The organism is Hydrogenophaga flava NBRC 102514 (assembly GCF_001571145.1).
Taxonomy (GTDB): Bacteria; Pseudomonadota; Gammaproteobacteria; order Burkholderiales; family Burkholderiaceae_C; genus Hydrogenophaga; species Hydrogenophaga flava.
Window position 1 is genome coordinate 57,128 of record NZ_BCTF01000004.1, and the last position, 26,157, is coordinate 83,284.

29 protein-coding genes and 1 tRNA gene are annotated in these 26,157 nt (G+C 67.3%); 15 read left to right on the top strand and 15 right to left on the bottom strand.

Going from position 1 to position 26,157, the window contains the following annotated elements; all coding sequences use genetic code 11:
• The first annotated feature begins 3 nt into the window (after positions 1-3).
• Positions 4-91 (top strand) — tRNA-Ser (locus HFL01S_RS05115).
• 80 nt (positions 92-171) lie between these two features.
• On the opposite strand, the gene HFL01S_RS05120 is transcribed toward HFL01S_RS05115, so the two are convergent.
• The 3 genes from HFL01S_RS05120 to HFL01S_RS05130 are packed head-to-tail and all read right to left on the bottom strand — an operon-like array spanning position 172 to position 2,014.
• Positions 172-459 carry a hypothetical protein gene (locus HFL01S_RS05120; RefSeq protein ID WP_066256006.1) on the bottom strand — a complete coding sequence of 96 codons (288 nt, stop codon included), beginning with the start codon at positions 457-459 and terminating at the stop codon, positions 172-174.
• A 41-nt stretch (positions 460-500) separates the two neighbouring features.
• Positions 501-1,136, bottom strand: a complete 636-nt coding sequence (locus HFL01S_RS05125; protein ID WP_066255632.1) for a DsbA family protein — start codon at positions 1,134-1,136, stop codon at positions 501-503.
• An 11-nt stretch (positions 1,137-1,147) separates the two neighbouring features.
• The gene (locus HFL01S_RS05130; RefSeq protein ID WP_066255633.1) at positions 1,148-2,014 is read right to left on the bottom strand and encodes an MBL fold metallo-hydrolase; all 867 of its coding nucleotides are present in this window, start codon (positions 2,012-2,014) and stop codon (positions 1,148-1,150) included.
• A gap of 123 nt (positions 2,015-2,137) precedes the next feature.
• Between HFL01S_RS05130 and HFL01S_RS05135 the strand changes: the two genes are divergently transcribed.
• From HFL01S_RS05135 to HFL01S_RS05155, 5 genes are all read left to right on the top strand, one after another.
• Positions 2,138-3,031 (top strand): LysR family transcriptional regulator, encoded by an 894-nt coding sequence (locus HFL01S_RS05135; RefSeq protein ID WP_066255636.1) that lies wholly within the window; start codon positions 2,138-2,140, stop codon positions 3,029-3,031.
• Between the two features lie 159 nt (positions 3,032-3,190).
• Complete coding sequence (locus HFL01S_RS05140) at positions 3,191-4,807, top strand: glycosyltransferase family 39 protein (RefSeq protein ID WP_066255639.1); 1,617 nt, start codon at positions 3,191-3,193, stop codon at positions 4,805-4,807.
• Between the two features lie 53 nt (positions 4,808-4,860).
• Positions 4,861-6,009, top strand: coding sequence for an ATP-binding protein (locus HFL01S_RS05145; RefSeq protein WP_066255641.1), 1,149 nt, complete (start codon positions 4,861-4,863; stop codon positions 6,007-6,009).
• A complete protein-coding gene (locus HFL01S_RS05150) occupies positions 6,006-6,389 on the top strand; it encodes a response regulator transcription factor (RefSeq protein ID WP_066255642.1) in 384 nt (127 codons plus the stop codon). The genes HFL01S_RS05145 and HFL01S_RS05150 overlap by 4 nt, the downstream gene beginning before the upstream one ends.
• A 29-nt stretch (positions 6,390-6,418) precedes the next feature.
• Positions 6,419-9,034: a sensor histidine kinase gene (locus tag HFL01S_RS05155; RefSeq protein WP_084383101.1), complete on the top strand. Its 2,616-nt coding sequence runs from the start codon at positions 6,419-6,421 to the stop codon at positions 9,032-9,034.
• 11 nt (positions 9,035-9,045) lie between these two features.
• On the opposite strand, the gene hemW is transcribed toward HFL01S_RS05155, so the two are convergent.
• From hemW to HFL01S_RS05180, 5 genes are read right to left on the bottom strand one after another with little or no spacing between them, the layout of a single operon-like run.
• Positions 9,046-10,266 (bottom strand): radical SAM family heme chaperone HemW, encoded by a 1,221-nt coding sequence (gene hemW / locus HFL01S_RS05160; protein WP_066255647.1) that lies wholly within the window; start codon positions 10,264-10,266, stop codon positions 9,046-9,048.
• Positions 10,263-10,871 (bottom strand): RdgB/HAM1 family non-canonical purine NTP pyrophosphatase, encoded by a 609-nt coding sequence (gene rdgB / locus HFL01S_RS05165; protein ID WP_066255650.1) that lies wholly within the window; start codon positions 10,869-10,871, stop codon positions 10,263-10,265. Before rdgB ends, hemW begins: the two co-directional genes overlap by 4 nt.
• Entirely contained in the window at positions 10,868-11,596 is a 729-nt protein-coding gene (rph, locus tag HFL01S_RS05170) for a ribonuclease PH (protein WP_066255652.1), read from the bottom strand. Before rph ends, rdgB begins: the two co-directional genes overlap by 4 nt.
• A 9-nt stretch (positions 11,597-11,605) precedes the next feature.
• Positions 11,606-12,505 (bottom strand): PP2C family protein-serine/threonine phosphatase, encoded by a 900-nt coding sequence (locus tag HFL01S_RS05175; protein WP_066255655.1) that lies wholly within the window; start codon positions 12,503-12,505, stop codon positions 11,606-11,608.
• Positions 12,502-13,509, bottom strand: coding sequence for a serine/threonine protein kinase (locus HFL01S_RS05180; protein ID WP_066255659.1), 1,008 nt, complete (start codon positions 13,507-13,509; stop codon positions 12,502-12,504). Before HFL01S_RS05180 ends, HFL01S_RS05175 begins: the two co-directional genes overlap by 4 nt.
• Positions 13,510-13,570: 61 nt before the next feature.
• Between HFL01S_RS05180 and HFL01S_RS05185 the strand changes: the two genes are divergently transcribed.
• From HFL01S_RS05185 to rpoZ, 3 genes are read left to right on the top strand one after another with little or no spacing between them, the layout of a single operon-like run.
• Positions 13,571-14,488, top strand: coding sequence for a YicC/YloC family endoribonuclease (locus HFL01S_RS05185; RefSeq protein WP_066255661.1), 918 nt, complete (start codon positions 13,571-13,573; stop codon positions 14,486-14,488).
• A gap of 4 nt (positions 14,489-14,492) precedes the next feature.
• Entirely contained in the window at positions 14,493-15,113 is a 621-nt protein-coding gene (gmk, locus tag HFL01S_RS05190) for a guanylate kinase (protein WP_066158521.1), read from the top strand.
• A gap of 29 nt (positions 15,114-15,142) precedes the next feature.
• Positions 15,143-15,346 carry a DNA-directed RNA polymerase subunit omega gene (gene rpoZ / locus HFL01S_RS05195; RefSeq protein WP_066158523.1) on the top strand — a complete coding sequence of 68 codons (204 nt, stop codon included), beginning with the start codon at positions 15,143-15,145 and terminating at the stop codon, positions 15,344-15,346.
• Positions 15,347-15,419: 73 nt separating this feature from the next.
• Here the strand turns inward: rpoZ and nadA are convergent, their stop codons facing one another.
• Positions 15,420-16,523: a quinolinate synthase NadA gene (gene nadA, locus HFL01S_RS05200; RefSeq protein ID WP_066256009.1), complete on the bottom strand. Its 1,104-nt coding sequence runs from the start codon at positions 16,521-16,523 to the stop codon at positions 15,420-15,422.
• 8 nt (positions 16,524-16,531) lie between these two features.
• Positions 16,532-17,395: a carboxylating nicotinate-nucleotide diphosphorylase gene (gene nadC / locus HFL01S_RS05205; RefSeq protein WP_066255663.1), complete on the bottom strand. Its 864-nt coding sequence runs from the start codon at positions 17,393-17,395 to the stop codon at positions 16,532-16,534.
• An 81-nt stretch (positions 17,396-17,476) separates the two neighbouring features.
• Between nadC and panB the strand changes: the two genes are divergently transcribed.
• From panB to panC, 3 genes are read left to right on the top strand one after another with little or no spacing between them, the layout of a single operon-like run.
• Positions 17,477-18,367 (top strand): 3-methyl-2-oxobutanoate hydroxymethyltransferase, encoded by an 891-nt coding sequence (gene panB / locus HFL01S_RS05210; protein ID WP_066255666.1) that lies wholly within the window; start codon positions 17,477-17,479, stop codon positions 18,365-18,367.
• Positions 18,364-19,173 carry a hypothetical protein gene (locus tag HFL01S_RS05215; RefSeq protein WP_066255668.1) on the top strand — a complete coding sequence of 270 codons (810 nt, stop codon included), beginning with the start codon at positions 18,364-18,366 and terminating at the stop codon, positions 19,171-19,173. Before panB ends, HFL01S_RS05215 begins: the two co-directional genes overlap by 4 nt.
• Positions 19,174-19,220: 47 nt before the next feature.
• Entirely contained in the window at positions 19,221-20,087 is an 867-nt protein-coding gene (gene panC / locus HFL01S_RS05220; protein WP_066255671.1) for a pantoate--beta-alanine ligase, read from the top strand.
• Here the strand turns inward: panC and HFL01S_RS05225 are convergent.
• From HFL01S_RS05225 to HFL01S_RS05240, 4 genes are all read right to left on the bottom strand, one after another.
• A complete protein-coding gene (locus tag HFL01S_RS05225) occupies positions 20,084-21,106 on the bottom strand; it encodes an NAD(P)H-dependent glycerol-3-phosphate dehydrogenase (RefSeq protein ID WP_066255674.1) in 1,023 nt (340 codons plus the stop codon). The genes panC and HFL01S_RS05225 overlap by 4 nt on opposite strands.
• Positions 21,107-21,127: 21 nt before the next feature.
• Entirely contained in the window at positions 21,128-21,571 is a 444-nt protein-coding gene (gene secB / locus HFL01S_RS05230; RefSeq protein ID WP_066255677.1) for a protein-export chaperone SecB, read from the bottom strand.
• A 97-nt stretch (positions 21,572-21,668) separates the two neighbouring features.
• Positions 21,669-21,926 (bottom strand): glutaredoxin 3, encoded by a 258-nt coding sequence (gene grxC, locus HFL01S_RS05235; RefSeq protein WP_066255680.1) that lies wholly within the window; start codon positions 21,924-21,926, stop codon positions 21,669-21,671.
• 13 nt (positions 21,927-21,939) lie between these two features.
• Positions 21,940-22,350: a rhodanese-like domain-containing protein gene (locus tag HFL01S_RS05240; protein WP_066255682.1), complete on the bottom strand. Its 411-nt coding sequence runs from the start codon at positions 22,348-22,350 to the stop codon at positions 21,940-21,942.
• A gap of 111 nt (positions 22,351-22,461) precedes the next feature.
• Here HFL01S_RS05240 and gpmA point away from each other — a divergent pair, with 111 nt between their 5' ends.
• From gpmA to HFL01S_RS05255, 3 genes are all read left to right on the top strand, one after another.
• On the top strand, positions 22,462-23,205 hold the full coding sequence (gpmA, locus tag HFL01S_RS05245) for a 2,3-diphosphoglycerate-dependent phosphoglycerate mutase (RefSeq protein ID WP_066255685.1): 744 nt from the start codon (positions 22,462-22,464) through the stop codon (positions 23,203-23,205).
• Between the two features lie 117 nt (positions 23,206-23,322).
• Entirely contained in the window at positions 23,323-24,798 is a 1,476-nt protein-coding gene (locus HFL01S_RS05250) for a S41 family peptidase (RefSeq protein ID WP_157538768.1), read from the top strand.
• A gap of 34 nt (positions 24,799-24,832) precedes the next feature.
• Positions 24,833-25,588 carry a HesA/MoeB/ThiF family protein gene (locus HFL01S_RS05255; protein ID WP_066255690.1) on the top strand — a complete coding sequence of 252 codons (756 nt, stop codon included), beginning with the start codon at positions 24,833-24,835 and terminating at the stop codon, positions 25,586-25,588.
• Here the strand turns inward: HFL01S_RS05255 and HFL01S_RS25510 are convergent.
• A complete protein-coding gene (locus tag HFL01S_RS25510) occupies positions 25,573-26,148 on the bottom strand; it encodes a thermonuclease family protein (protein WP_174525225.1) in 576 nt (191 codons plus the stop codon). The two genes, HFL01S_RS05255 and HFL01S_RS25510, sit on opposite strands and share 16 nt — an antisense overlap.
• Positions 26,149-26,157 lie beyond the last annotated feature (9 nt).

Sequence of the window (26,157 nt, forward strand, 5' to 3'; positions counted from 1 at the left end):
CCAGGAGACGTGGGAGAGTGGTTTAATCCAGCGGTCTTGAAAACCGCCGACCCGCAAGGGTCCGTGAGTTCGAATCTCACCGTCTCCGCCAAGACACCAAGCAAAACGGGCCCTCGCGGCCCGTTTCTGCTTTCTACCCACCACCCCACCCACCGCTGGCGGTGGCACGGGTCACCGCACCACAGCACCGGCTTTGCTCGGCGCTGCAGCGGGCGCCGCCCCGCTCTGCAACAGCGCCGCCTCGAAGCGCGCCAGTTCCTCGTCCAGCGTGCCGCGGCTGCGGAAATGGCGCCCGGCCTGGCCGTACCAGTACTCGGCGTCCTCCAGATCCCCCTCCACGATGTGCACGATGCCGTGCAGCCAGGCGCCCAGGGGCGAGCTGTCGTACTGGACGAGGTTGTGTGCCTCGGTCCAGCGACCGGCGCGCAAGTGCAGCAGAACGTCCTGAAGGGTGTTCATCATGGAATCCTTTCAAGGGGCATTGTGCGGTCTGGCGCCCGTCAATCCGCCTGGATCTGCCGCAGCAGCTGTTCGACGTCGCCATACAACGCGTTGCCGCCCAGCAGGCGCTGGCCCGTGGCGCCGTGCACCACCAGCCCCGGAACCCCTTGCGCACCCAGAGACCGCATCAGCCGCCGGGCCTGCTGAAGCCGCGACGCGTTGCGCTCCCGCAGCGCGAGATCCGGCTCGGCCACCTGGTCGGCGACACCTTCCAGCCCCATCCGGCGCAACACCGCTTCCACCACCTGGGCGCTGCCGGTGTCCAGGCCGTCCACGTAGCGGGCTTCCTGCAGCACCCTGAGCACCTCCAGCTCGCGCACCGGCTCGGACTCGGCGACCGCTGTGAGCGCCAGTGTCATGGCCGACGAATCGAATGCGCCGCCGTGCCGCCCCAGCACGTTCTGGCGGTAGGCCTCGGTGAAGCGCTGCCCGGTCAGACTGGCGATGCGCTGGTCATTGGCCCAGGCGAACGCGGCGAAGGACGCGTCCATGCGCTGTCCGCTGCCAGCAAACAGGCCGGTCGGTGCCAGTGCCAGCTGGATGTCGGGGTGTTGCGCCAGCGCCCCGATCACCGGCGAGGCGCCGTAGCACCAGCCGCACAGCGGGTCGAACAGGTAGGTGACGGTGGTGCGCATGGTTCAGATCCTCACCACTTCATCTCGCCCTTGTTGACCTTGGCGCCGATGTCCAGCGACAAGGCGCCGTCGGTCAGCTGCGGATAGGCCTTCTTCATGGCGTCGATCAGTTCGGCGCTGCCCTTGCTCGCGACCAGGTTCTTCTCGAAGGTCTGCAGGTAGTCCCTGGTGAAGCCGATGGCGCTGGCGTCCACCGCCGTGCCAGCCTTCATGTGACCGGGCACCACCAGCACGGGCTTGAGCGCGGCCATCTCATCCAGCTGGGCCACCCAGGCGGCGCGCTCGGCGGCGCTTTGTGTGTCGGCGGTCCAGACGTGCATGCCACCGAACACACCGATGTTGCCCACCACCGCCTGGATCGACGGAATCCAGGCGTAGGGGCGGTGGGCCAGCAGGCCTTGCGTGCCGCGGATCTCGATGACCTGGCCTTCCAGCGTCAGGCTGTTGCCTTCCAGCGCGCGCGGCGTCACCGGCTTGCGCGGCGCGTTGGCGCCCATCTTCGGACCCCAGAACGACAGCTTGCCGGCCATCTTGGCGCTCAGCTTTTCCAGCACGGCGGGCGTGGTCACGACGTCGGCCTGGGGAAAGATCTCTTTCAGGGTTTCGACGCCGAAGTAGTAGTCCGGGTCGGCCTGGCTCACATAGATGGTGGTGAGCTGCTTGCCGCTGTCCAGCACGTTGACGGCGATGCGCAGCGCGTCGGCGCGGGTGAAGCCGGCGTCGATCACCATGGCCTCCTTCTCGCCATAGACCAGGGTCGAGTTGACGTTGAAGCTGCTGCCGCCGGCGTTGTAGACCTTGACGGTCAGCGGTTGTGCCGCCTGGGCGGTGGTGAAGGCGATGGCCAGCGAGGCGGCGACGAGGGTGGTGCGGATCATGGAAGGCTCCTGAGAGGGTGTGGGACGGTGGCGCTTTTCAGTGCTGAAGCGGACTGTAGTTTCAATAAACGATCAGATAAACCGCATAATTTGCCCATATCTGTTTCTCAAAACGATCAAATCATGGACCGACTGACCGCCATGCGGGTGTTTGTGACCGTCGCCGAAAGCGGCAGCTTCAGCGCCACCGCCGACCAGCTGGAGATGTCGCGCGCCATGGTCACGCGCTACGTCGGCGCGCTGGAGCAGTGGCTGGGCGCCCGGCTTCTGCAGCGCACCACGCGCAGCGTCACGCTCACCGACGCGGGCGAAAGCTGCCTGCGCCGCAGCCAGCAGATGCTGGCGCTGATGGAGGATGTGGAGCAGGAGACCAGCCGACACGGCACTGCCCTTCGCGGGCAATTGCGGGTGACCTGCAGCATCTCGTTCGCCTACGCGCAGTTGGCGGCGGCGCTGGCCGATTTCCTCAAACGCCACCCCCAGCTCAAGATCGATCTCAACGCCAGCGAGGGTGCGCTCAACCTGGTCGAGGCGCGCATCGACCTGGCCATCCGCATCAGCGCCGAGCCCGACCCCAGCCTGATCGGCCGGGTGCTGGCGCCCTGCGCCTCGGTGCTGGTGGCGTCGCCGGACTACCTGGCCGAGCACGGCGTGCCCCAGGCCCCGGCCGACCTGGAACACCACCGCTGCCTGAGCTTTGCCAACTTCGGCAAGAGCACCTGGGTCCTGCGCCGCGGCGATGAGCGGTGCCAGATCCAGGTGCGCAGCCAGCTCAGCGCCAACGAAGCCACCGCCTTGCTGCAAGCAGCGCTCGCGGGCGGTGGCGTGGCGCTGCAACCGACCTACCTGGCCAACCCGCACCTGGTCGATGGCCGCCTGCAGCGGGTGCTGCCCGACTGGCAGCCGCCGGACATGGCCATCCACGCGCTCTACCCTTCGCGCAAGCATCTGTCGCCCGCGGTGCGCGCGCTGCTGGACTTTCTGGTGGAGCGGTTTGCCACCCCGAGCTGGTCGTGAATTCCGAGGCACGGCCCATCGCCCCGAATTCAGATATTCCTTAAGAAAATCAAGGATCTCTTAAGTTCGCGTGCGTATAGTGCCGCCTCAGCGGAGCATGCCGCCGCCACCGGCGCGGCGGGCATCGGCCCCGACACCAGGCGAATCGGGGGGAGATCCATGGCCACCACCGCACCAGCGACCACACACCGCTTGCCCGCCGTGCGGGACCTGCTGCGTTCCAACACCCTGTGGCTCTGGCTGATCGTTGCGGCGGGCACCGCCTTGCGCCTGCAGCAGTTCGTCTTCAACCGCTCCTTCTGGCACGACGAAACCCTGCTGGCCACGGCCTTTGTGGACCACGGCTTCGCGCAACTGGTCTTTGAACCGCTGGCCAACAACCAGGCGGCCCCGGTAGGGTATCTGGTGCTGGTGAAGCTGGTCACCATCCTCCTGGGCACCCACGAATGGACGCTGCGCCTGGTGTCCCTGCTCTTTGGCCTGGCGACACTGCCGCTGGCGCTGGCCGTGGCGCGGCTGAGCTTCTCTTCCTCCGTGGCCCGCGCCACCCTGGTGGGGCTGGTGGCGGCTTCGCCGGTGCTGGTGTACTACAGCACCGAGTTCAAGCAGTACCAGGGCGACGTGCTCGGCACCCTGCTCATCCTGTGGCTGACGCTGCGCCTCAGGCCCGACCGTTGCCGCGAGGACGCGTTCTGGCTCGCGCTGGCCGGCGCGATCGGCATCTGGTGTTCGCACGCCATCGACTTCGTGCTCGCCGGCAGTGGGCTCGCCCTCTGGCTGGAGATGGCGCGGCGCCGGGAACGTGCGGCCTGGCTCGCGGTGAACGCCGTGGGCCTGGTCTGGCTGGCCAGCTTCGTGGCCGACTACCTGGTGGCCCTGCGGTCGGTGCCGCACAACGCCTACCTCGCCGGCTTCTGGGCCACCAGCTTCGCCCCCATTCCACCCACCTCGCTGGCCGACCTCCACTGGTTCCGGGAAGCGGCACTGGGTCTGGTGTACCTGGGCTTCCTGCAGATGGGCACGGCGTTCCGCGAGGTTCTGCCCGGCTGGTTCAGCGGCCCGGTGCACGCGCTGCTCGCCCTCACTGTGCTCGGCAGCGTGGCGCTGGCGTTCCAGCGGGTGCGGGCCGCCGCCATGGGCGCCGTCACGCTGATGGCGGTGCTGGGAGCCTCCGCGCTCCACCAGTACCCGTTCCGCGCCCGCCTGATCCTGTTTCTGGTGCCGTTCGTGTTCCTCGCTCTGGCGGCCCTGGTGCAGCAGCTGCACGAGCTGCCCCTTCGGCGGGCAGCCCCCTGGCTGGCGGCGGGCCTGGCCGCTGGCGTCTTGTGGATGCCCCTGCGTCTGAGCCTGCACGTCGTCCGGCACCCCCACAACTACCAGGACATCCGGGGCGCCTTGCAGTTCATCGCCGACCACCGCCAGCCCGGTGACCACGCCATGCTCAGCAGCTGGACCTACCCCGCCTACAGCTTCTACGCCCCCCGCACGGGGCTGGCCGACCTGCCCCGGTTCGTCTACCAGCCCACCATCAACGAGATCCACAACATCCGCTCCACGGTGCGGCGCATCTGCCAGGACCCCGCCTCGGGCCGGACCTGGGTGCTGGCCACCAACCAGATCGTCGCGAACAACCAGGCGTTCCTGGACGCGCTCAACAGCCTGTCCCCTCCCCTGCAAACCGTTCCGCTGGAGGGTGGTGCCCTGTTCCTGCACGACTTCCGGCCCACGGCGTTCTGCCAGCGCTACCGCTCAACTTTGCCTCCTGCAGGCCGATAGCAAGTGTGACGAAGTCTCCGGGAACAGCCTTTCCCGGACCCGTCGGACTTGCCATGAACACCCCTGCCTCCGCCGCCAACAACCCGCTGCTGGTCCTGCTGGACTTCGTGGCGAGTCCGCTGCTGCTGTTCGGCGCCGATGGCCACGTGGTGTTCACCAACCAGGCGGCCAAGGCCATGCGCTGCCGCCCCCACCTGCTGTTGGGCAGCGACCCGCAGGTCAAAGCGCTGGTGCGCGACGTGGCGGCCGGACGCACACCACCCAGCCTGGAACTGCGGGTGGAGGCCCTGTCGGACGACGGCATCGCGCGGCTGGTCTGCCGCAGCGCCCCCCGCCCCGTGGCCGGTCTGGTGCCGGTGTCGGTGGCGGTGGCCGAGGTGGATGCGCTCGACGCTTCTCCCGTCGCAGCGGCGGAGGTCGACCAGCGCCTGTCGCTGCAGCAGATCATGGAGCTGCTCAAGGCAGAGCTGCTGCCCCCCATCCAGAAGGTCACGGGCCTGCTCGAACCCTCATCGAACCCGGTGCTGGCGCAGTCGGTCCGCGACCTGCAGGAGCGGCTGGAGCGCATGGCGGACCTGGTCAACGTGTTCGGAGAAGACGTACTCATCGGGGAAGACCGGATGCTGCTGCCCGAGCTGGTGCGCAGCACTGCGCAGGAGCTCGCGCCGCTGACCGACCCGCAGGGCGTGTCCTTTGTGATCGAAGGCGACCGCAACGACCTGCCGCCGGTGTACGGCAGCCGGCGGCTGATGCGCCGGGCGCTGTACGAATGCCTGCACAACGCGGTGACCCAGGCCCGCCAGGGGGTTCAGAGCAGGGAGTCGGTGGCCATCTGCATCGGCTTCCGGCCGTCCGGCAACCACCTGCTGATGAACATCCACCACCTGGGCGTGCTCTCGGCCGCCGCGCTGTCGCGACACGCCGCGGCCATCTTCCGTCCCGTGGTCGACCCGAAGGGCACCGGAGGCGGCGACACCGACGCCCTGCTCATCGGCCTGCCCCTGACCCAGCGCATCCTGCAGCTGCACGGCGGCCGGCTTCGCATCGAGCAGGACAGCGCCGACGGGCTGCAGGTGATGTTGGAACTGCCCACCGGCGCACCGATGCGCAACACACACCACCTCGACATGCTGCAGGCCCAGATCTACGCCGAAGACCTGTCGAAACTCATGGCCCGCACCCGCCGAAGGAGCCCCGCATGACCGCCCGCATCCTCATCGTCGACGACCAGCCCGACATCCGCAAACTGATCCGGCTCACGCTGCAGCACCTGGACGACGCCGAAGTCCATGAGGCCGACAACGGCGGCGACGGCTGGCGTCTGGCGCAGGACATCCGGCCCGACCTCATGCTGCTGGATGTGATGATGCCCGGCGAGCTCGACGGCTACCAGGTGTGTGCCAAGGTCAAGAGCGACCCGGTGCTGGCAGGCCAGACCAAGGTCATCCTGCTGACCGCGCGCGCCCAGGCGGAAGACCAGGAACAGGGCCGCAAGGCCGGCAGCGATGCCTACCTGACCAAGGCGTTCAGCCCGCTCAAGCTGCTCGACCTGGTGGACGACATGCTGGGCCGCACGGTCTGACTCCCGCAACGGTGGTCGTCGGATTTCCGATGAAATCGATACCCGAACTGTTCCGCCATTGGGTGGCCATGCGCTCGCTGCGCACGCAGCTGATGACCATCGCCATCGGCCTGTGCCTGACCGCCATGGCCATCACCGTGCCGCTGTCGCTCTCCAGCGTCCAGCAGCAGACCGAACGGGAGAGCATCCAGTGGGCGCAGGCGCTGGCCAGGATGGCAGCACACGCCGCCAGCGTGCCGCTGGCGGACAACGATTTCGGCGCCCTGGACGAGGCCTTGCAGGAGGTGGTGGCCCTGCCCGGCATGCAGGCGGTCCGTGTGATGCGCCCCGGCGGGTACGAGGCCATGCGGGTGGAGCAGCGCGCGGGCGGCGACATCGTGTCTATCCGGCCCCAAAGTGGTCTGGCCCTGCCGGTACCGGCCCGTGGTCATGCGCTGTCCGGGGAGCGCCTGCACGCGGTGGCCAGCCTGCTGACCGCCAACCGCGGCGGCGAGGGTCAGGCGGTGGACTATCCCCAGTTCGTCCGCGAAGGCTGGGTCGAGGTGGAGTTCAGCTTCGCGGCCCGCATGGCCGCCGCGCGCAAGAACTGGGTAATCACCTCGACCGGTATCCTCATCCTCGGGCTGCTGGCACTGGCCGCTTTCGCCCTGTTCCTGCGGCGCACGGTCCAGCCCATCCGCGCCCTGGCGGCCTACGCCAGCACCATGGCCGAGTCGCCCGGCGACACCTTGCAGCTGCGCTGGGGCAGCCAGGAGGTGCGCGAACTCGGCCGCGCGCTGAACTGGTCCTCGCAGGAGCTGGCCCGCCGGATGGCCGAAACCCGCCAGCGCCTCACGCGCATGAAGGCGGTGCTGGACACCGCCGCCGATGCCATCGTCGGCATCGGATCCGACGGGCAGATCGTCGGCGCGAACCCGGCCGCCGAGCGCATGTTCGGATCGGACGAGAAGGACCTGATCGGGCGTCCGCTGGCCGAGGTGCTGCCGGGCATGGACGCCGACCGGCTGCGCCAGACCATGACCGACGGCATGCTCATCCACAGCACGCAGAGCCGCATCGGCCGGGTCGAGATGGAGGCCGTGCGCCACGGCGGCACCTCATTCCCGGTGGAGGTGCTGCTGGGCGAAATCTCGGGTGACCCGGAGATCCGCTACACCTGTATCGTGCGCGACCTCACCGACATGAAGCTGGCCGAGGAGTACCTGACGCTGTACGGTCGCGTGCTCGACTGCACCCCCAACGGCATCTCGGTCAGCGACGCCCGCCGCTACCCGCAGCCCATCGTGCACATCAACCCGGCGTACACCCGCATCACCGGATACACACCCCACGAGGTGCTCGGACGGGATGCCAGCCTGCTGGAAGGGCCACTGACCGACCCGGACGATCTCGCCCTGCTCGCACGAACGGTGCAGAACGGCGCCGAGGTGAAGGTCACGCTGCGCAACTACCGCAAGGACGGCAGCGTGTTCCACAACAAGCTCTCGGTGTCTCCCGTGCGAGACGGCAAAGGCGAGATCACGCACTACATCAACGTGATCGAGGACGTCACCGCCCAGGTCGAGGTCAAGCAGCGGCTGATCGAGCGCACCGCGCGGCTGAACGCCACCTTCGACCTCAGCCCCGACGGCTTCGCGGTGTTCGATGCCCGGGGCGAGCTCATCACCAGCAACCCCGCGTTGCGCGCCATGGTGGGCGAGGTGTCTTCCTGGATGCCCCTGTCCAGCTTCGACGATTGGATGCGGCAGCTGTGCGAAGACACCGAGCGCTACGGGCCGGTGGCCAGCGATGCAGGCAACGGCTCACGGCACACCCTGGTGCTGGCGCGTCCGTCCCGCAAGGTGCTGGAGCGCGAGGTCCGGCGACACCTCGGCGGCAGCGGCGAGACCTTCGTGTACTTCCGGGACGTGACCCACCAGTTCGAGGTCGACCGCATGAAGAGCGAGTTCCTCGCCACGGCGGCGCACGAGCTGCGCACACCGCTGGCCAGCATCCTGGGGTTCACCGAACTGATGATCCACCGCCGGTACAGCGAAGAAAAGCAGAAGGACCTGCTGCAGACCGTGCACCGGCAGGGCACGCTGCTGAACAACCTGATCCAGGAGCTGCTGGACCTCTCGCGCATCGAGGCGCGTCAGGGCAAGGACTTCCGCATCGTCTCCACGCCGCTGTCCACCATCGTGAACGCCGCCCTGGACGGCATCGCGCACCAGGAGCTGGGCCGGCAGATCACGGTGGACCCGCTCCCGGAGGTGCAGGTGATGGCCGATGCCAGCAAGATCGAACAGGCGCTGACGAACCTGCTGAGCAACGCGTTCAAGTACTCGCCCGCCGGTGGCGAGGTGTCGCTGAAGGTCCAGCTGAGCGGGCGCGAGGGCGAAGAAGCCGTGGTGATCGAGGTGCGCGACCAGGGCATCGGCATGACCCCCGCACAACTGGCCCGCGCCTTCGAGCGCTTCTACCGCGCCGACACCTCCGGCAACATCCCGGGCACCGGGCTGGGACTGAACCTGGTCAAGGAAATTGTCGAGATCCATGGCGGGACCATCGAGCTGGCCAGCGAACCGGGCGCGGGCACCACGGCCCGCATGCGGCTGCGGCGCGCCCCGTCGATCGTTCCAGCCGACGAACCCGCCACAGCCTGACCCAACCGGAGTCAGCCGGGCAGGAACAGCGACTGCAGGTCGCTCAGGAAATCGAAGCCGCGCGTGGTGGGTGCCACCCACACACCGTCCTGCGCCAGCCAGCCCTTGGCAAGCCCTTCGCGCAGCGCGCCATCGATGGCGGACAGCGGCAGGCCGGTGCGGGCGCTGAAGTCGGTCAGGCTGAAGCCCTCGCGCAGTCGCAGCGCGTTGAGCATGTACTCGAACGGCAGGTCGCGCCGAGCGACTTCCTCCACGCCCACCACCGCATCGCCTGCTATGGCCTTGTCCATGTACAGCCGCGGCTCGCGCGCCCGCACCTGGCGCACCACGCGGTGTGCAAAACTCAGCTTGCTGTGTGCGCCCGCGCCGATGCCCAGGTAGTCGCCGAACTGCCAGTAGTTCTGGTTGTGCCGGCTGCGGTGACCGCGCCGCGCATAGGCCGAGACCTCGTAGCGCTCCAGCCCGGCCTCACCGGTCAGCTCGGTGATGCGGTCGAGCATCGCGTAGGCGTCGTCGTCCTCGGGCACCACCGGCGGGAACTTGGCGAACACCGTGTTGGGCTCGATGGTCAGGTGGTAGATCGAGATGTGCGGCGGGTTGAAACCGAGCGCGGTGCGTATGTCGATCTCGCACTGCGCCAGGGTCTGGCCGGGCAGCGCGTACATGATGTCCAGGTTGAAGGTGTCGAACGCGCCAGCCGCCTCCTCCACCGCCGCCAGCGCCTGCGCCCGGTCGTGCACCCGGCCCAGCGCCTTCAGGTGCGCGTCGTGGAAGCTCTGCACACCGATGGACAGGCGCGTGACGCCGGCCTGGCGGAAGGCCCGGAAGCGGTCCTTCTCAAACGTACCGGGGTTGGCCTCGAGCGTGATCTCGGCATCGGCGTCCAGCCGCGTCAGCGCCCGCACGTCGCCCAGCAGGCGGTCGATCGCCTCGGGCGAGAACAGGCTGGGCGTGCCGCCGCCGATGAACACGGTGTGGATGGGGCGTCCCCAGATCAGCGGCAGCGCCGCCTGCAGGTCGGCCCGCAGCGCGTCCAGGTACGGCTGCTCGGGCAGCGCCTGGCCCGGTGCCGAGGTCGCACTCCACTCATGCGAATTGAAATCGCAGTACGGGCACTTCTTCAGGCACCAGGGCAGGTGGATGTAGAGCGACAGCGGCGGCAGCCCCTGCAGCTGCAGCGTGCCGGGGCGCATCCAGTGGCGTATGTCGCTCCAGTGTGCCGATTCGCTCATGACTGCGCGAACCAGCGGGTGCGCATGAGGTCAAGCATCTGCTGCGCCGCCTTGCCGCGGTGGCTGTTGGCGTTCTTCACCTCGGCCGGCAGCTGGGCAAAGGTCTTGCCGAACGGCGGCAGCAGCAGCACGGGATCGAAGCCGAAGCCCTGGTCACCGATGCGTTCCTGCGTGATCAGCCCCGCCGCGCGGCCCGTGGCCACCAGCGGTTCCGGATCGTCGGCGCTGCGCAGCGCCACCAATGTGCTCACCAGCGCCGCGCGGCGGTCGGTAATGCCCTGCATCTGCTCCAGCAGCGCGCGCACGTTGTTGTCGTCGCCCTTCTCGTAGCCGAATTGCGTGGCGTAGAACGCCGTGTCCACACCAGGCAAACCACCGAAGGCCTCGACGCACAGGCCGGCGTCGTCAGCCAGCGCCGGCAGGCCGCTCACCTGCGATGCGTGGCGCGCCTTGGCCAGCGCGTTCTCGATGAAGGTCCTGTGAGGCTCGGGTGCCTCGGGAATGCCCAGGTCGGCCTGGTGCACCAGTTCCACACCCAGCGGGGCGAACAGGGCCTGCAGCTCGGCCAGCTTGCCCTTGTTGTTCGATGCAAGAACCAGTTTCATTCGCCGAGCGACTTCTTCTGCGCCAAGATCAGCTCGCCAATGCCCTTGTCGGCCAGCGCCAGCAGCGCGTCCATTTCCTTGCGGGTGAAGGCCGCGCCCTCGGCCGTGCCCTGCACTTCGACATAGTGGCCAGCACCGGTCATCACCACGTTCATGTCGGTGTCGCAGGCGGAGTCTTCGACGTACTCCAGGTCCAGCAGCGGCTGGCCGTCCAGGATGCCGACCGAGATCGCGGCCACATGGTCCTTGATCGGCGAAGCGCTCAGCTTGCCCTCGGCGATCAGCTTGTTCACCGCGTCCTGCGCCGCCACAAAGGCGCCGGTGATGCTGGCGGTGCGCGTGCCACCGTCGGCCTGCAGGACGTCACAGTCCAGCGAAATCGTGCGCTCGCCCAGGGCCTTAAGATCGAACACCGCGCGCAGCGAACGGCCGATCAGGCGCTGGATCTCCTGCGTGCGCCCGCTCTGCTTGCCTTTGGCGGCCTCGCGGCTGCTGCGGGTGTGGGTGGCGCGCGGCAGCATGCCGTACTCGGCCGTCACCCAGCCCTCGCCGCTGCCCTTCTTGTGCGGCGGCACCTTTTCCTCCACCGACGCGGTGCACAGCACCTTGGTGTGGCCGAACTCGATCAGCACCGACCCTTCGGCGTGCATGGTGTAGCCGCGGGTGATGCGCACCGGGCGCAACGAATCGTTGGCCCGCTGACCGGGCCGGCTGGAAATGCTCATGGGAAAACCTCAGGAATTGCGTTCAGCGGTGCGCCGGATCGCTTCGTTGATCTCGGCGATCGAACGTTCGATCGCCTCGTCGTCCATGTCCTCGATCGTGGGATCGGGCACACCGGACTGGATGGTGGACGCAAAGACGCCCTCTTCGATCTCTTCGGTCGAAATGCGCGTGGTCTGGTACTCGTCCGGCGTCTCCCACTCCATCGCCAGCACCGTCACGTTGTCGCAGCGCGGACCGCCGCGCTTGAGCGCCATCTCGACCAGCTCGGGCACCGCCTGCTCCAGCGGCTGCGATGCCATTTCGGAGGCGATCTCGAAGTCCTTGACCGTGCCCCAGAGTCCGTCGGAACACAGCAGCACGCGGTCGCCCTGCTGCAGCTGCACAGGTCCGGACAAATCGAACACCGGCTTGGCCGGCGACCCCAGACACGTGAACAGGATGTTGCGGTTGATGTGCGAAGTGGCACGCCCCAGATGCGCCTGCTGCTCCATGTAGGAGTGGTCGCGGGTGCGCGTGAGCAGCTCGCCATTGCGCAGCAGGTACAGCCGCGAGTCGCCGCAGTGCACCCAGTGCATGGAGCCGCGCTCCATGACCGCAGCCACCAGCGTGGTGCGCGGCGTGTCCAGCATGCCTTTTTCAGCGGCGTAGCGGATGATCTGGTGGTGCGCCGCCATCAGTGCGCTGGAGAGAAACTCTGGCACTTCCCGAACCGTCGGGTTGGCGGCCTTCTGGAAGTAAGCCGACAGCGTCTGCAGTGCCAGCTGAGCGGCCATCGCGCCCTCCGGGTGCCCGCCCATGCCATCGGCCAGCACAAAGAGGCCGGACTCCCGCGTGTAGGCGTAGCCCATCCGGTCTTCGTTGCGCTCCCGACCACCCTGTCGGCTGATCTGGTAGACCGAAAACTTCATTTGAACTTGGTTCCGCCAGCGGTGGTCTTGCGGGTCGACTTCTTGTTGTCCGACACGATGTTGTCGAACTGAAGGCGCATCTTCTCGGCCACCGTCAGCTTGGTATAGCTGCGCTCGGTCTCACGGCTGAGCTCTTTCTGCAAGGCAAACACCGACTGGGGGCGTGAGAGTGGATCGAGCGACATGCACCATTCGACCACCTCGATCAGGTTGTCGGAGTACACACCGCGCAGACGGGAGAGCGCCAGGGACAGGCGGTCCTTCTCCAGCCGCTGCGGCGCGTCGTTGGGCGGATAGCCCTGCATGCTGGCGTAGATGCAGGCGCCGATGGCATAGATGTCGGTCCACGGCCCCATGCTCGAATCACGGCGATACATCTCGGGTGCAGCGAAGCCGGGCGTGTACATCGGGCGGATGAAATTACCCTCTTTGCTCAGCACCTCGCGCGCAGCGCCAAAGTCGATCAGCACAGCCCGGTTGTCGTCGGTGATGAAGATGTTGGCCGGCTTGATGTCGAGGTGCAGCATCTTGTGCTGGTGCACGATGCGCAGACCGCGCAGCACCTCGTCGTACAGCGAGCGGATGGTCGACTCGCGGAACACCTTCTGCTTTTTCAGCTCGCGTGCGGTGATGATGAACTCCTGCAGGGACGAGCCCTCCAGGTAGTTCATGACCATGTACACGGTCTCGTTTTCGCGGAAGAAGTTGAGCACGCTCACCACAGACTGGTGGGAAATCTGCGCCAGCGCGCGCCCCTCCTCAAAGAAACTCTTGAGGCCCAGGCGGTACAGGGACAGCTTTTCGGGCTGGACTTGCGGCAACAGTTCGCCCGGCGCCCGGGTGGCGAGCGACGACGGCAGGTATTCCTTGACCGCCACCTGCTGACCTTCGGTGTCGACCGCCAGGTAAACGACGCCAAAACCGCCCGCCGCCAGCTTGCGAACGATCCGGTAACCACCGATCACCGTGTCCGGTGGCAAGGAAGCTGGTTTGACCTTTGACATAATTCGGGAGGAGTCCGGAACGCCTCGTTGTGGACCATTCAACCGGATCGGACCCAGTCTCATGGCAGTTTACAGCATGACCGGCTATGCCACGGCCCAGTACAGCGGGCCTGCGGATGAGGCCGGCCGCGACCCCCTGCCCGTGCTGGGCATGGAGATTCGATCGGTCAACAGCCGCTTCCTGGACCTGACCTTCAAGATGTCCGATGAGCTGCGTGGCACCGAGCCCGCGCTGCGGGACTTGCTCGGCGCGCGCCTCAAGCGCGGCAAGGTCGAGGTCCGCGCGTGGATCGAAGGTCGCACGGAAGGTGGGCTGCGCACGCCCTCACCCGCCGAACTGCAGCGTCTGGTCGGTCTGCAGGACAGCATCATCGCCTGGCATTCCAAAGCCGCCCCTCTGTCGGTCGCCGAGCTCATCCAGCTGACTTCCCGCCAGCAGGCACTGCCCAGCGGGCTGCACGACCACCTGCTCACCTTGGCACAGACCGTGGTGGACAGCTTTGTGGGTGCGCGCGAACGCGAAGGCAAACGGCTGGCCGATATGCTGCTGGACCGCCTGAAGCAGTTGCGCCAGCTCGCCCGCGAGGCCCAGCCGCTGATCCCGGAACTGGTGGCCCAGCAGCGCCAGCGCTTCATCGACCGCTGGAACGAGGCGCTGGGCGCGGGCAACGCGGCCGGCACGCCGACCCTGTCCACCGACGCGGTGCAGGAACGTGCCCTGGCCGAGGCCACCGCCTTCGCCATACGCATCGACGTGGCCGAAGAACTGACCCGGCTGGACTCCCACCTGGTGGAGATCGAGCGGCTCATCAAGAAGGGCGGCGACGTGGGCAAACGCCTGGATTTCCTGATCCAGGAACTGCACCGCGAAGCCAACACCCTCGGCTCCAAGTCCTCCAGCCTCGAACTCACCCGCATTTCGGTGGACATGAAGGTGCTGATCGAACAGATGCGTGAACAGGTCCAGAACCTGGAATGAACTGATGCAATACCCGGGAAACCTGTTTGTCGTGGCGGCCCCCAGCGGGGCCGGAAAATCCAGCCTGGTCAAGGCCTTGATGGAGCTGGACCAGCGCGTCTCGCCGTCCATTTCGCACACCACCCGGGCGCCGCGTGGCCAGGAGGTGCATGGTCGCGAGTACTACTTCGTCAGCCGAGAGACCTTCGACCAGATGGTGGCGCAGGATGCGTTCCTGGAATGGGCGCACGTGCATGGCAATCGCTACGGCACTTCCAAACATGCGATCGAGCAGCGCATGGCCCAGGGCGCTGATGTGGTGCTGGAGATCGACTTTCAGGGGGCCATCCAGGTCAAGCGCATTTTTCCGAACGCAGTGCTCATCTTCATCCTGCCGCCCAGCTGGGAGGAACTGCGCTCCAGGCTGGAGCGGCGCGCCGAGGACAGCGCCGACGTGATCGAGGTGCGCCTCAAGAATGCCGCCCAGGAGATGGCGCACGCCAAGGAATTCGATTTCGTTATAATTAATGAGTTGTTTGAGCGCGCCTTGTTCGACCTCAAGGCCATCGTCCACGCGCAGCGCCTGCGGTTCACCGCCCAGCGCATCGCCCGCAGCGACACCTTCCAGGCGCTCAACATCTCCTGATACCCCCGCTTTCCTACCGAGGCCCGCATATGGCACGCATCACCGTCGAAGACTGTCTGGAAAAGATCCCCAACCGCTTTCAGCTGGTGCTGGCGGCCACCTACCGTGCCCGCATGCTCAGCCAAGGCCACGCCCCTAAGATCGAAAGCAAGAACAAGCCGGGCGTGACCGCCCTGCGCGAGATCGCCGAAGGCAAGGTCGGTCTGGAGATGCTCAAGAAGGTGCCGACCTGATCAACCCAGGTATGCCCCAAAGAAAAAGCCCGCTGTCCAGCGGGCTTTTTCTTTGGCATGACCGGTCGCCCGATCAGGCTGCCCCGATGTTGGGCACCAGCGCCCCTGCGTCCTGACCAGCCTTGTGCGCGGCCGTGAAGGCCAGCATGCGGTCGATGGGCAAGCGCGCCCGCGGGATCAGCGCCGGGTCGACGTGGATCTGGTTCCCACCCGTCTCCAGCACGCGGGCCACGCCCGCCAGGCCGTTCATGGCCATCCAGGGGCAGTGCGCGCAGCTTTTACAGGTGGCGCTGTTGCCGGCGGTGGGCGCCTCGATGAAAACCTTGCCCGGGTTCTGCTGGCGCAGCATGTGCATCATGCCGTTGTCGGTGGCAACGATGAACTCGCGCGCGTCCATATCCCGCGCCGCCTTGAGGATCGCGGAGGTCGAACCCACGGCATCGGCGAGCTTCACCACCTCGGCCGGGCTTTCCGGGTGCACCAGCACCTTGGCCCCGGGGTGTTCTTTTTTGAGCGCTTCCAGCTCAAACGCCTTGAACTCGTCGTGCACGATGCAGGAACCGGTCCACATCAGCATGTCGGCGCCGGTCTCGCGCTGGATGTAACCACCCAGGTGCTTGTCGGGCGCCCACAGGATCTTGTGGCCCTTGTCTTTGAGGGCGCGCACGATGTCCAGCGCGCAGCTGGAAGTGACCAGCCAGTCCGAACGGGCTTTCACGGCCGCGCTGGTGTTGGCGTAAACCACCACCGTGCGGTCCGGGTGCTGGTCGCAGAAGGCGCTGAACTCGTCGATCGGGCAGCCCAGGTCGAGCGAGCAGTTGGCGTCCAAGTCGGGCATCAGCACGGTCTTCTCGGGTGAGAGGATCTTGGCCGTCTCGCCCATGAAGCGCACGCCCGACACCACCAGCGTCTGCGCCGCATGGTCACGGCCGAAGCGCGCCATCTCCAGCGAGTCGCTGACGATCCCACCGGTTTCGACGGCCAGATCCTGCAGGTCGGGGTGCACGTAGTAGTGGGAGACCATGACCGCATTGCGCTCCTTGAGCAGGCGGCGGATGCGCTCCTTGAGTTCGGCGCGCTGGCCAGGCGCAGGCTCGACCGGCACCCTTGCCCAGGCGTGTTTCGTCGGACAGGCCGGCTGTTCATACTCGACGTCGATGATGGCGTTGGCGGTCATGGTGGTGCTCACAGGGTTTCGAAGCGCATGGAGAAGTCGGTGGCCTTGACGTCCTTGGTCAGCGCACCGATGGAGATGCGGTCCACGCCGGTTTCCGCAAGGGCGCGCACCGTGTCCAGGTTCACGCCACCGGAAATTTCGAGGATGGCCCGGCCGGCGTTGCGGCGCACCGCCTCCTGCAGGGTCGGGATGTCCATGTTGTCCAGCAGGACCATGGTCGCGCCGCAGGCCAGGGCCTCGTCCAGTTGCGCCAGCGTCTCGACCTCGATCTCGACAAAGCGCGCCTGAGGAGCCGTCTCCTGCACCCGCTGCAGCACCGCGGCCACGCCACCCGCCGCAGCGATGTGGTTTTCCTTGATCAGCACCGCGTCGTACAGGCCGATGCGGTGGTTCACGCCACCACCGGTCTTCACCGCGTACTTCTGCGCCAGGCGCAGGCCGGGGATGGTCTTTCGGGTGTCGACGATGGCCGCGCGCGTGCCCTTTACGGCGTCGACGAACACCGCCGTCTTGGTCGCCACTGCCGAGAGCAGTTGCAGGAAATTGAGCGCCGTGCGTTCGGCGGTCAGCAGGGACTGGGCATTGCCCTCGATATGAAGCACCACCTGCTCCGCGGCACAGCGTTCGCCCTCGTCCACATGCCAGGTCAGTCGTGCCGACGGATCGCAGGCCAGCACCGCCGCTTCCACCCAGGGACGGCCGCAGATCACCGCGGCTTCACGGGCCAGGATGCGGGCCCGGGCCGGACGGCGGGCATCAACCAGCGCGGCGGTCAGGTCACCCGCGCCGACGTCCTCGGCCAGCGCGCGCGCGACGTCGGCGCGCGCCAGTTCGGCCAGGTCCGAGGCATCGAATTCAGAGAGGTGTTTCATGGGGCGGAGCATAACGGGAACCAATGGTCGGGATGGACTATAGTCCGCCCCAAATCGACCACCCGCCGAGGGGACATCACCATGAGCCAGACCGCCTCCCAAGCACCCGCCACGGGCGCCCCCTGCGGCACCCTGCCCTCGGCCTCTCCGCTGCCGCAGCGCAAGCCGGTCAGCCTGCCCCGGCTGCAAGAAATGCGCGACCGCGGCGAAAAAATCACCATGCTCACCGCCTACGACGCCACCTTCGCGGCGGTGGCTGACGCCGCCGGTGTGGAATGCATCCTGATCGGCGATTCGCTCGGCATGGTCTGCCAGGGGCTGTCGAGCACCGCCGGCGTCACACTGGAGACCATGGTCTATCACACCGAAAGCGTGGTGCGTGGCCTGCGCCGGGTGCAGGGCACCGCCTGGGTCATCGGCGACCTGCCGTTTGGCAGCTACCACGAGTCGAAGGAACAGGCCATGCGCAGCGCGGCCCAGCTGCTGCACGCGGGCGCCCACATGATCAAGCTCGAAGGCGGCGGCTGGACCGCCGACACCGTCCGGTTCCTGGTCGAGCGCGGCGTCCCGGTCTGCGCCCACCTGGGTCTGACACCCCAGACCGTTCACTCGCTCGGCGGCTACCGCGTACAGGGCCGCGATGAGGCCGCAGCGCGCACCCTGCGCACCCACTCGCTGGAGCTGCAGGACGCCGGCGCCACCATGCTGGTGCTGGAGATGGTGCCAGCAGTGCTCTCCGCCGAGATCACGACCGCACTGCCCACCTGTCACACCATCGGCATCGGCGCCGGCAGAGGCACGGCCGGCCAGGTGCTGGTGATGCACGACATGCTGGGCATCAACTTGGGCAAGAATCCCAAATTCGTTCGCAACTTCATGGACGGTGCCTCCAGCGTGCGCGATGCCATGGCCGCCTACGTCGCCGCCGTGAAGGACGGCAGCTTCCCGGACGACCAGCTGCACGCCTGGTGAAGGTGGTCAGGTCACAGCGCCCGCTGCTCACTCGGGACGAAGCGGTCACCGAGCTGCAACGTGAGCTGCAGTCGGATTCCTGGCCACGCGTGCAGATGACCTTGCTGGTGGCAATCACGGGTGGCGCCGGCCTGCTGTCCTCGTTTCTGACGCTGCAGGCAGGTGTGACCAGCATGGCGCTGCGCTACCCGCTGGCGCTGACAATCGCCTACGCCGCGTTTTTTCTGCTGCTCTGGCTGTGGCTGCGCACCAAGACAGACGACTGGACCGACTTTCCTGACCCTGGCCTGGACCTGCCCATGCCAACAGGGCGCAGCACAGGCTCCTGGACATCGGGCGGAGGAGGAAACTTCAGCGGAGGCGGCGTGAGCGCAAACTTCGATACACCCGTGCCACTGCAGGTTCTGTCGCCGGGGAAATCCGGGTCAGTGTCCAGCGATGTCGGCAGCGGTCTGGCCGACGGGTTGGGTTCGATCGGCGATGCGTCCGACGCCGACGAGCTGGTGGTTCCGGTGCTGGTGATCGTGCTGGTGATGGGTCTGGCGCTGTCCTCCTTCTACGTGATCTACAGCGCCCCGACCCTGTTCGCTGAACTGCTTCTAGATGGTGCGCTGTCCGCATCGCTCTACAAACGCTTGCGTGGCATCAAGCGGCGTCACTGGGTCTTTACAGCGCTGCGCCGCACCGCCCTGCCCTTCGTACTCACCGCACTGTTCCTCGCCGCTGTCGGCTGGGGCCTGCAGACCGCGGTACCTGGCGCCCATTCCGTCGGTGAGGTACTCCACCACGGTTCCGCCGCCCTTTGATCGGTAGCGATAATCCCCAGCGACCGATTCACCTTGCCCTACCCTGCATGAAGCTCGTCCACACCATTGCCGACCTGCGCGACGCGCTGGCGCCCTACCAGTCCCCTGCCTTCGTGCCCACGATGGGCAACCTGCACGACGGCCACCTCGACCTGGTCCGCCAGGCCCAGCCGCTGGGCGACGTGACGGTCTCCAGCATCTTCGTCAACCGGCTGCAATTCGCACCGCACGAGGACTTCGACACCTACCCGCGCACCCTGCAGGCCGACTGTGCCCGGCTGGAACAGGCCGGCTGCGACATCGTCTTTGCGCCGCCCGAGAAGGAGCTGTACCCGGAGCCACAGGGCTACAAGATCCAGCCGCCCGCGGATCTGGCGGACATTCTGGAAGGCCATTTCCGGCCCGGCTTCTTCATCGGCGTCTGCACCGTGGTGATGAAGCTGTTCCAGTGCGTTTTCTCTGAAGCCAAAGGCCCACGCTACGCCCTGTTCGGCAAGAAGGACTACCAGCAGCAGATGGTGATCCGCCGCATGGTGCAGCAGTTCTGCATGCCGATCCAGGTCCTGGCCGGTGAGACGCAGCGGGCGGCCGACGGCCTGGCACTCAGCTCGCGCAACGGCTACCTGAGCGAAGCCGAGCGCGCCGAGGCGGTGCAGCTGTCCATGTCGCTGCGCGCGCTGGCACGCGACGCGCTGGCCGCTGCCGGCTCGCTGCCCGAGAAGCGCGAGGCGCTGGAAGCGCAGGCCATGCGTGCGCTCGCCCTGCGCGGCTGGCAGCCCGACTACCTGACCGTGCGGCGCCGCGCCGACCTGCAGCCCCCACGCGCGGAAGATACGCTGGCGCCGCAGTCGATGGTGGTGCTGGGCGCCGCCCGCCTGGGGCGCACCCGCCTCATCGACAACTTCGAAATCTAGAGGGTTTCGTCCTTGGGGTCGCGCCCCATCAGGGCAGCGACCGCCTGGGCGGGCTGCAGGCGCCCGTCGAGCAAGGCCACCACGCCTTCGCTGATCGGCATGTCGACGCCCAGCAGGCGGGCGCGCTGCACCACGGTCCGGGCGCTGTAGACGCCCTCGGCCACGTGCCCCAGCGAATCCATCGCCTGATGCAGGCTCAGCCCCTGCGCCAGCAGTTGGCCGACCTTGCGGTTGCGTGAGAGATCACCGGTCGCGGTCAGCACCAGATCCCCGAGACCCGAGAGCCCCATGAAGGTGTCGGCGCGCGCGCCCAGCGCCAGACCCAGGCGGGTCATTTCCGCCAGCCCGCGCGTGACCAGTGCTGCCCGGGCGTTGAGTCCGAGCGCCAGGCCGTCGCACAGCCCGGTGGCAATCGCCAGCACGTTTTTGACCGCGCCACCCACCTCGACCCCGACCGCGTCGTCGTTGGCATAGATGCGCAGCGATGGACCGTGGAACGCGCTCACCAGGGCGTCCCGAACCTCGGCATGGGCGCTGGCCGCCACCAGGGCGGTCGGCTGGCCGCGCGCCACTTCCTGCGCAAAACTGGGACCGCTGAGCACCCCGGCCTTCAGCCTGGGCGCCACGGCGGCCTGGATCTCGTGACCAAGCAGGCCCGGCGAACCGCCACCCTCACGAGGCGCCTCGAAGCCCTTGCAGAGCCAAGCCACCGGTGACCCATGGTCCGCCAGCCTCTCCAGCATGCCGCGCAGACCGGCCATCGGGGTGGCGACCACCACCAGATCGGCCACGGTCAGCGCTGCTGTCGGCCAGGGCTCGGCATCGCCCGCCAGACGCAGCGCTGGCGGCAGGGCCACACCCGGGAGATAGCGGGCGTTTTCACCCTCGGCCCGCATGGCCGCCACCTGCGCCGCGTCGCGCGCCCACAGGGTCACCTGGTGGGGAGTGCCCGGCAGACGGGCAGCCGCAATGGCCAGCGCCGTGCCCCAGGCACCGGCACCGAGAACGACGATGTTCATCGCCAGCGATTCAACCCGGGCTTATTGTGTGACAGCGCCCGCAGCCTGGGCCTGCTGCTGCTCGTACATGGCCTGGAAGTTGATTTCGGCCAGATGCACGGGCGGGAAGCCAGCACGCTGGATCAGGTCGGCCACGTTGCCGCGCAGGTAGGGGTAGACGATCTGTGGGCAGGCGATGCCCATGATCGGGCCCATCTGGTCTTCCGGCAGGTGGCGGATCTCGAAGATGCCGGCCTGCTTGACCTCGACCAGGAACACGGTCTTGTCCTTGATCTTGGTCTGCACGGTGGCGGTCACGGCCACTTCGTACACGCCGTCTGCAGCCGGAGTGGCTTCCACGCCCAGCTGGATGTCGACCGAGGGCTGCTCCTGTTCCAGCAGGATGGCCGGGGAATTGGGCTGCTCCAGGGACGCCTCCTTGAGGTAGACGCGCTGGATCTGGAAAACGGGATCTTGGTCGGCCATAAGAGCTTTCGGATGATTCAGGAATGAACAGGGCCCGCCCGGAAAGTCTCCCGCAGCGGGCCCGAGGGCGGATTATCTCAGCAGTGCGGCAACGCTCTCAGCCACGCAGCAGCGGCTCCAGGCCGCCCTGGCGGTCCAGCGCGTGGAGGTCGTCGCAACCGCCCACGTGCGTCTGCCCGATGAAGATCTGCGGCACGCTGGTGCGTCCCGTGATCTGTGTCATCTGCGCGCGCACCTCGGGCCGGCCGTCCACCACGATCTCCTCGTAGTCGGTGACGCCGCGCTGCGCCAGCAGGGCCTTGGCCCGGCTGCAGTACGGGCAGTAGTCGCTGGAATAGATCTTCACGTGGGCCATGGTGCGCTCCGTTTCAGGCCTTTTCGACCGGCAGGTTGGCGGTGCGCCAGGCGCCCATGCCACCGGTCAGCGAATGGGCGTTCTCGTAACCCAGCTTCTTGGCGATCGACACCGCGCGCTTGGAGCGCATGCCGGACGCACAGACCAGCACCAGCGGCAGATTCTTGTTCTTCACCACGCCGGCCAGCTTGGTCTCCAGCTCGGGCAGCGGCACGTTCTTCGCGCCGGTCACATGCCCGGCCGCGAACTCGTCCGGCCCGCACACATCCACCACCGCGGCTTTCTCACGGTTGATCAGCTGCACCACTTCGGCGGGGGTCAGGCCCGCCGCACCGCCGCCCGAAGTGAGGGCGGGAAACATCAACATCCCGCCCGAGGCCAGGGCGATGGCAAACAGCATCCAGTTGTCGAGAAAAAAACTCACGAGGCACCTTTCAGGTCAGACAAGCCCAGGATTTTAGAATGTGGGGCTGTCCGGAGCGGTCCGGCCAGCCCCCATGCCCCTTTTTCTCCTGCCCCCAACGCCTTCACGCCCATGTACAAGCTCGTCCTGATCCGCCACGGCGAATCCACCTGGAACCTCGAAAACCGCTTCACCGGCTGGACCGACGTGGAGCTGACCCCCACCGGCGTCTCCCAGGCCATGTCGGCCGGCAAGCTGCTCAAGGCCGAGGGCTACGAGTTCGACGTCGCCTACACCTCGGTGCTCAAGCGCGCCATCCACACGCTGAACTACTGCCTGGACGAGATGGACCGCAGCTGGCTGCCGGTGGTCAAGGACTGGCGCCTGAACGAGCGCCACTACGGCGGTCTGCAAGGTCTGAACAAGGCCGACATGGCCAAGCAGTACGGCGACGAGCAGGTGCTGATCTGGCGCCGCAGCTACGACACGCCGCCGCCGGCCCTGGAGGCCGACGATCCGCGCGGCCAGCGCCAGGACCTGCGCTACGCCAAGCTGCCGGCCGACGCCGTGCCGCTGACGGAATGCCTGAAAGACACCGTGGCCCGCGTGCTGCCCTGCTGGAACGACTCCCTGGCGCCCGCCATCAAGGCCGGCCAGCGCATCGTGATCGCGGCCCACGGCAACTCGATCCGCGCCCTGGTCAAATACCTGGACAACATCGGCGACGCCGACATCGTGGGCGTGAACATCCCCAACGGCATTCCGCTGGTCTACGAACTGGACGCCGACCTCAAGCCCATCAAGAGCTACTACCTGGGCGACGCCGAGGCGGCTGCCAAGGCCGCTGCCGCCGTGGCCGCTCAGGGCAAACGCTGAACCGCCCGGACGGAACCGAATCACAAGGCTTGACTCCTAGGTGTATATTGGTTTGCAGGCCCGCGGCGCAACCGCCCGGGCCAGCGCTTTTTTCGGGGTGAATGGATGGGCAAGCAAGTGAATCAGAAGCTGAAGATCGTCGGCTGGGTGGCCGCAGGTGCCGTGGCCGGTGCGCTGACCACGGTGCAGCTTCAGGCGGTGGCGCGCGGCTCGCTCGCCCCCCTGCCGCTGGAAGAGCTGCAGCAGCTCGCCGCTGTGTTCGGCATGGTCAAGACGGACTACGTCGAACCGGTCGACGAGAAGAAGTTGATCTCCGAGGCGATTTCGGGCATGGTCTCCAGCCTGGACCCGCACTCCCAGTACTTCGACAAGAAGTCCTTCAAGGAATTCCGCGAAGGCACCAGCGGCCGGTTTGTCGGCGTGGGCATCGAAATCACCATGGAAGACGGGGTGGTCAAGGTCGTGTCCCCCATCGAGGACTCGCCCGCCTTCCGCGCCGGCCTCAAGTCCGGCGACCTGATCACCAAGATCGACGACACCGCCGTCAAAGGCCTGTCCATCAACGACGCCGTCAAGCTCATGCGCGGCGAGCCGCGCACCAAGGTGCTGCTGACCATCTTCCGCAAGGACGAGAACCGCAGCTTCCCGGTCACGATCACCCGCGAAGAGATCAAGACCCAGAGCGTCAAGAGCAAGCTGGTCGAGCCCGGCTACGCCTGGGTGCGTGTCTCGCAGTTCCAGGACCGCACCGTCGACGACTTCGCCCGCAAGGTCGAGGAGCTGTACAAGGCCGGCCCGCTCAAGGGCCTAGTGCTGGACCTGCGCAACGACCCGGGCGGCCTGCTGGACGCTGCTGTGGCGCTGTCGGCGGCCTTCCTGCCCGAGAACGTGACCGTGGTCTCGACCAACGGCCAGCTGGCCGACAGCAAATTCACCTACACCGCCAACCCGCAGCACTACCTGCGCCGCGGCGGCCCGGATCCGATCGCCCGCCTGACCAAGGCGACCAACGGCGCGCTCAAGACCGTGCCGCTGGTGGTGCTGGTCAACGAGGGTTCGGCGTCGGCCAGCGAGATCGTGGCCGGCGCGCTGCAGGACCACAAGCGCGGCACCATCCTCGGCAGCCAGACCTTCGGCAAGGGCTCGGTGCAGACCGTGCGCCCGCTGGGCCCCGACACGGGCCTGAAACTCACCACCGCGCGCTACTACACACCAGCCGGCAAGTCGATCCAGGCCAAGGGCATCGTGCCCGACGTGATGGTCGACGAGACGCCCGAAGGCAACCTGTTCGCAGCTCTGCGCACCCGCGAGGCCGACCTGACCAAGCACCTGACCAATGGCGAAGAGGCCAAGGCCGGCGAGCGGATGACCGACGCCCAGCGTGCGGCTGAGCAGCAGCGCGACCAGGAGCGCGAGGAAGCCCGCAAACGGCTGGAAGAAGAGTCCAAGAAGAATCCGGGCCAGCGCCTGGTGCCGGAATTCGGCAGCGACAAGGACTTCCAGCTGCAGCAGGCGCTCAACAAGCTCAAGGGCCGTCCGGTGCTGGTCAGCAAGACCCTGACCGAGCGTCCGGAAGAGAAGAAAGAAAACTGATCACCGGCCCGGTGAACGGGTCGGCGGCGCGATCTTGGACGACCAGCAGCTCCTGCGCTACTCGCGCCACATCCTGCTCGAAGAGTTGGGCATTGAGGGCCAGGAAAAGCTGCTGGCGTCGCACGCCCTGGTGATCGGTGCCGGCGGCCTGGGGTCGCCGGTGGCGCTCTACCTGGGCAGCGCCGGCGTCGGGCGCATCACGGTGATCGACCACGACGAGGTGGACGCCACCAACCTGCAGCGCCAGATCGCCCACAACCTCGAACGCATGGGCACGCCCAAGGCCGAGTCGGTGCGCCACGCGATCGCCGCCATCAACCCGGACCCGCAGGTCACTGCCGTGGTGCAGCGCGCCGACGACGCCCTGCTGGACCAGTTGCTGCCCGGTGTCGATGTGGTGATCGACTGCTGCGACAACTTCGCCACCCGCCACATGGTCAACCGCGCCTGCGTGCGCCACGGCGTGCCGCTGGTCTCGGGTGCCGCGATCCGCATGGACGGGCAGCTGGCGGTGTACGACACGCGCGTGGCCGCTTCGCCGTGCTACGCCTGCGTGTTCCCTGAAGACGCGGGTGTGGAAGAGACCCGCTGCGCCACCATGGGCGTGTTCGCCCCCCTGGTCGGCATTGTCGGCACCATGCAGGCGGCCGAAGCACTCAAGATCCTGAGTGGCCTCGGCTCGCGCCTGACCGGGCAGCTGCTGATGATCGATGGCCGCGACCTGGCCTTCAACACCATCGCCCTGCCGCGCCAGCCGCACTGCGCGGTCTGCGCTCAGCGCGCAGGCTGATCCTTCGCGCCCGCCCGCGGCGGCATCGGGCAGGACCCGTGGCGCTTGCGGAAGTCCCGCGGGTTCTCGGCCCCCGCCGACGCGAAGATGCCTTTGCGGCCCTTGCGGGCCAAGACCTCTTCAATGGCGAACGGCCCGTCGCTGTGCCGCCAGCGGTACGACCAAGCCCAGCCCTCGCGCACCAGCCAGCCCGCCACATCGTCGCCCCGGTGCTTCAGCCGCACCAGCGCACGCCCGTAGTCGTCGCGCCGCCGCTCGGTCACGGTCACCGTCTGCTCCAGCAGTCGCCCGGCCAGTGCCTCGCGCGCGGCCGATCCACCGTCCTGGCAGCTCTCCGGCGCATCCACCCCCTCCAGCCGCAGCTTGCGGTACGTCCCACCCGCCAGCGGCTTGACCCACAAGGTGTCCCCATCCGGCACCCGCGTCACCCGCGCCTCATAGGCCTCGTTGAACCGGGGACGAAAACCCGAAGCAGCGGACGACGTGGAAGCAGGCGACTGTGCGAGCGCAAGCGAAGCGCCGAACACAAAAAGCAGCGGAGCGAAGAGAGACCAGGGCACCCGTGGAAC

Coding starts and splice junctions, on each gene's coding strand:
- HFL01S_RS05120 (WP_066256006.1), bottom strand. CDS start 459: ATGAACACCCTTCAGGACGTTCTGCTGCACTTGCGCGCCGGTCGCTGG.
- HFL01S_RS05125 (WP_066255632.1), bottom strand. CDS start 1,136: ATGCGCACCACCGTCACCTACCTGTTCGACCCGCTGTGCGGCTGGTGC.
- HFL01S_RS05130 (WP_066255633.1), bottom strand. CDS start 2,014: ATGATCCGCACCACCCTCGTCGCCGCCTCGCTGGCCATCGCCTTCACC.
- HFL01S_RS05135 (WP_066255636.1), top strand. CDS start 2,138: ATGGACCGACTGACCGCCATGCGGGTGTTTGTGACCGTCGCCGAAAGC.
- HFL01S_RS05140 (WP_066255639.1), top strand. CDS start 3,191: ATGGCCACCACCGCACCAGCGACCACACACCGCTTGCCCGCCGTGCGG.
- HFL01S_RS05145 (WP_066255641.1), top strand. CDS start 4,861: ATGAACACCCCTGCCTCCGCCGCCAACAACCCGCTGCTGGTCCTGCTG.
- HFL01S_RS05150 (WP_066255642.1), top strand. CDS start 6,006: ATGACCGCCCGCATCCTCATCGTCGACGACCAGCCCGACATCCGCAAA.
- HFL01S_RS05155 (WP_084383101.1), top strand. CDS start 6,419: ATGAAATCGATACCCGAACTGTTCCGCCATTGGGTGGCCATGCGCTCG.
- hemW (WP_066255647.1), bottom strand. CDS start 10,266: ATGAGCGAATCGGCACACTGGAGCGACATACGCCACTGGATGCGCCCC.
- rdgB (WP_066255650.1), bottom strand. CDS start 10,871: ATGAAACTGGTTCTTGCATCGAACAACAAGGGCAAGCTGGCCGAGCTG.
- rph (WP_066255652.1), bottom strand. CDS start 11,596: ATGAGCATTTCCAGCCGGCCCGGTCAGCGGGCCAACGATTCGTTGCGC.
- HFL01S_RS05175 (WP_066255655.1), bottom strand. CDS start 12,505: ATGAAGTTTTCGGTCTACCAGATCAGCCGACAGGGTGGTCGGGAGCGC.
- HFL01S_RS05180 (WP_066255659.1), bottom strand. CDS start 13,509: ATGTCAAAGGTCAAACCAGCTTCCTTGCCACCGGACACGGTGATCGGT.
- HFL01S_RS05185 (WP_066255661.1), top strand. CDS start 13,571: ATGGCAGTTTACAGCATGACCGGCTATGCCACGGCCCAGTACAGCGGG.
- gmk (WP_066158521.1), top strand. CDS start 14,493: ATGCAATACCCGGGAAACCTGTTTGTCGTGGCGGCCCCCAGCGGGGCC.
- rpoZ (WP_066158523.1), top strand. CDS start 15,143: ATGGCACGCATCACCGTCGAAGACTGTCTGGAAAAGATCCCCAACCGC.
- nadA (WP_066256009.1), bottom strand. CDS start 16,523: ATGACCGCCAACGCCATCATCGACGTCGAGTATGAACAGCCGGCCTGT.
- nadC (WP_066255663.1), bottom strand. CDS start 17,395: ATGAAACACCTCTCTGAATTCGATGCCTCGGACCTGGCCGAACTGGCG.
- panB (WP_066255666.1), top strand. CDS start 17,477: ATGAGCCAGACCGCCTCCCAAGCACCCGCCACGGGCGCCCCCTGCGGC.
- panC (WP_066255671.1), top strand. CDS start 19,221: ATGAAGCTCGTCCACACCATTGCCGACCTGCGCGACGCGCTGGCGCCC.
- HFL01S_RS05225 (WP_066255674.1), bottom strand. CDS start 21,106: ATGAACATCGTCGTTCTCGGTGCCGGTGCCTGGGGCACGGCGCTGGCC.
- secB (WP_066255677.1), bottom strand. CDS start 21,571: ATGGCCGACCAAGATCCCGTTTTCCAGATCCAGCGCGTCTACCTCAAG.
- grxC (WP_066255680.1), bottom strand. CDS start 21,926: ATGGCCCACGTGAAGATCTATTCCAGCGACTACTGCCCGTACTGCAGC.
- gpmA (WP_066255685.1), top strand. CDS start 22,462: ATGTACAAGCTCGTCCTGATCCGCCACGGCGAATCCACCTGGAACCTC.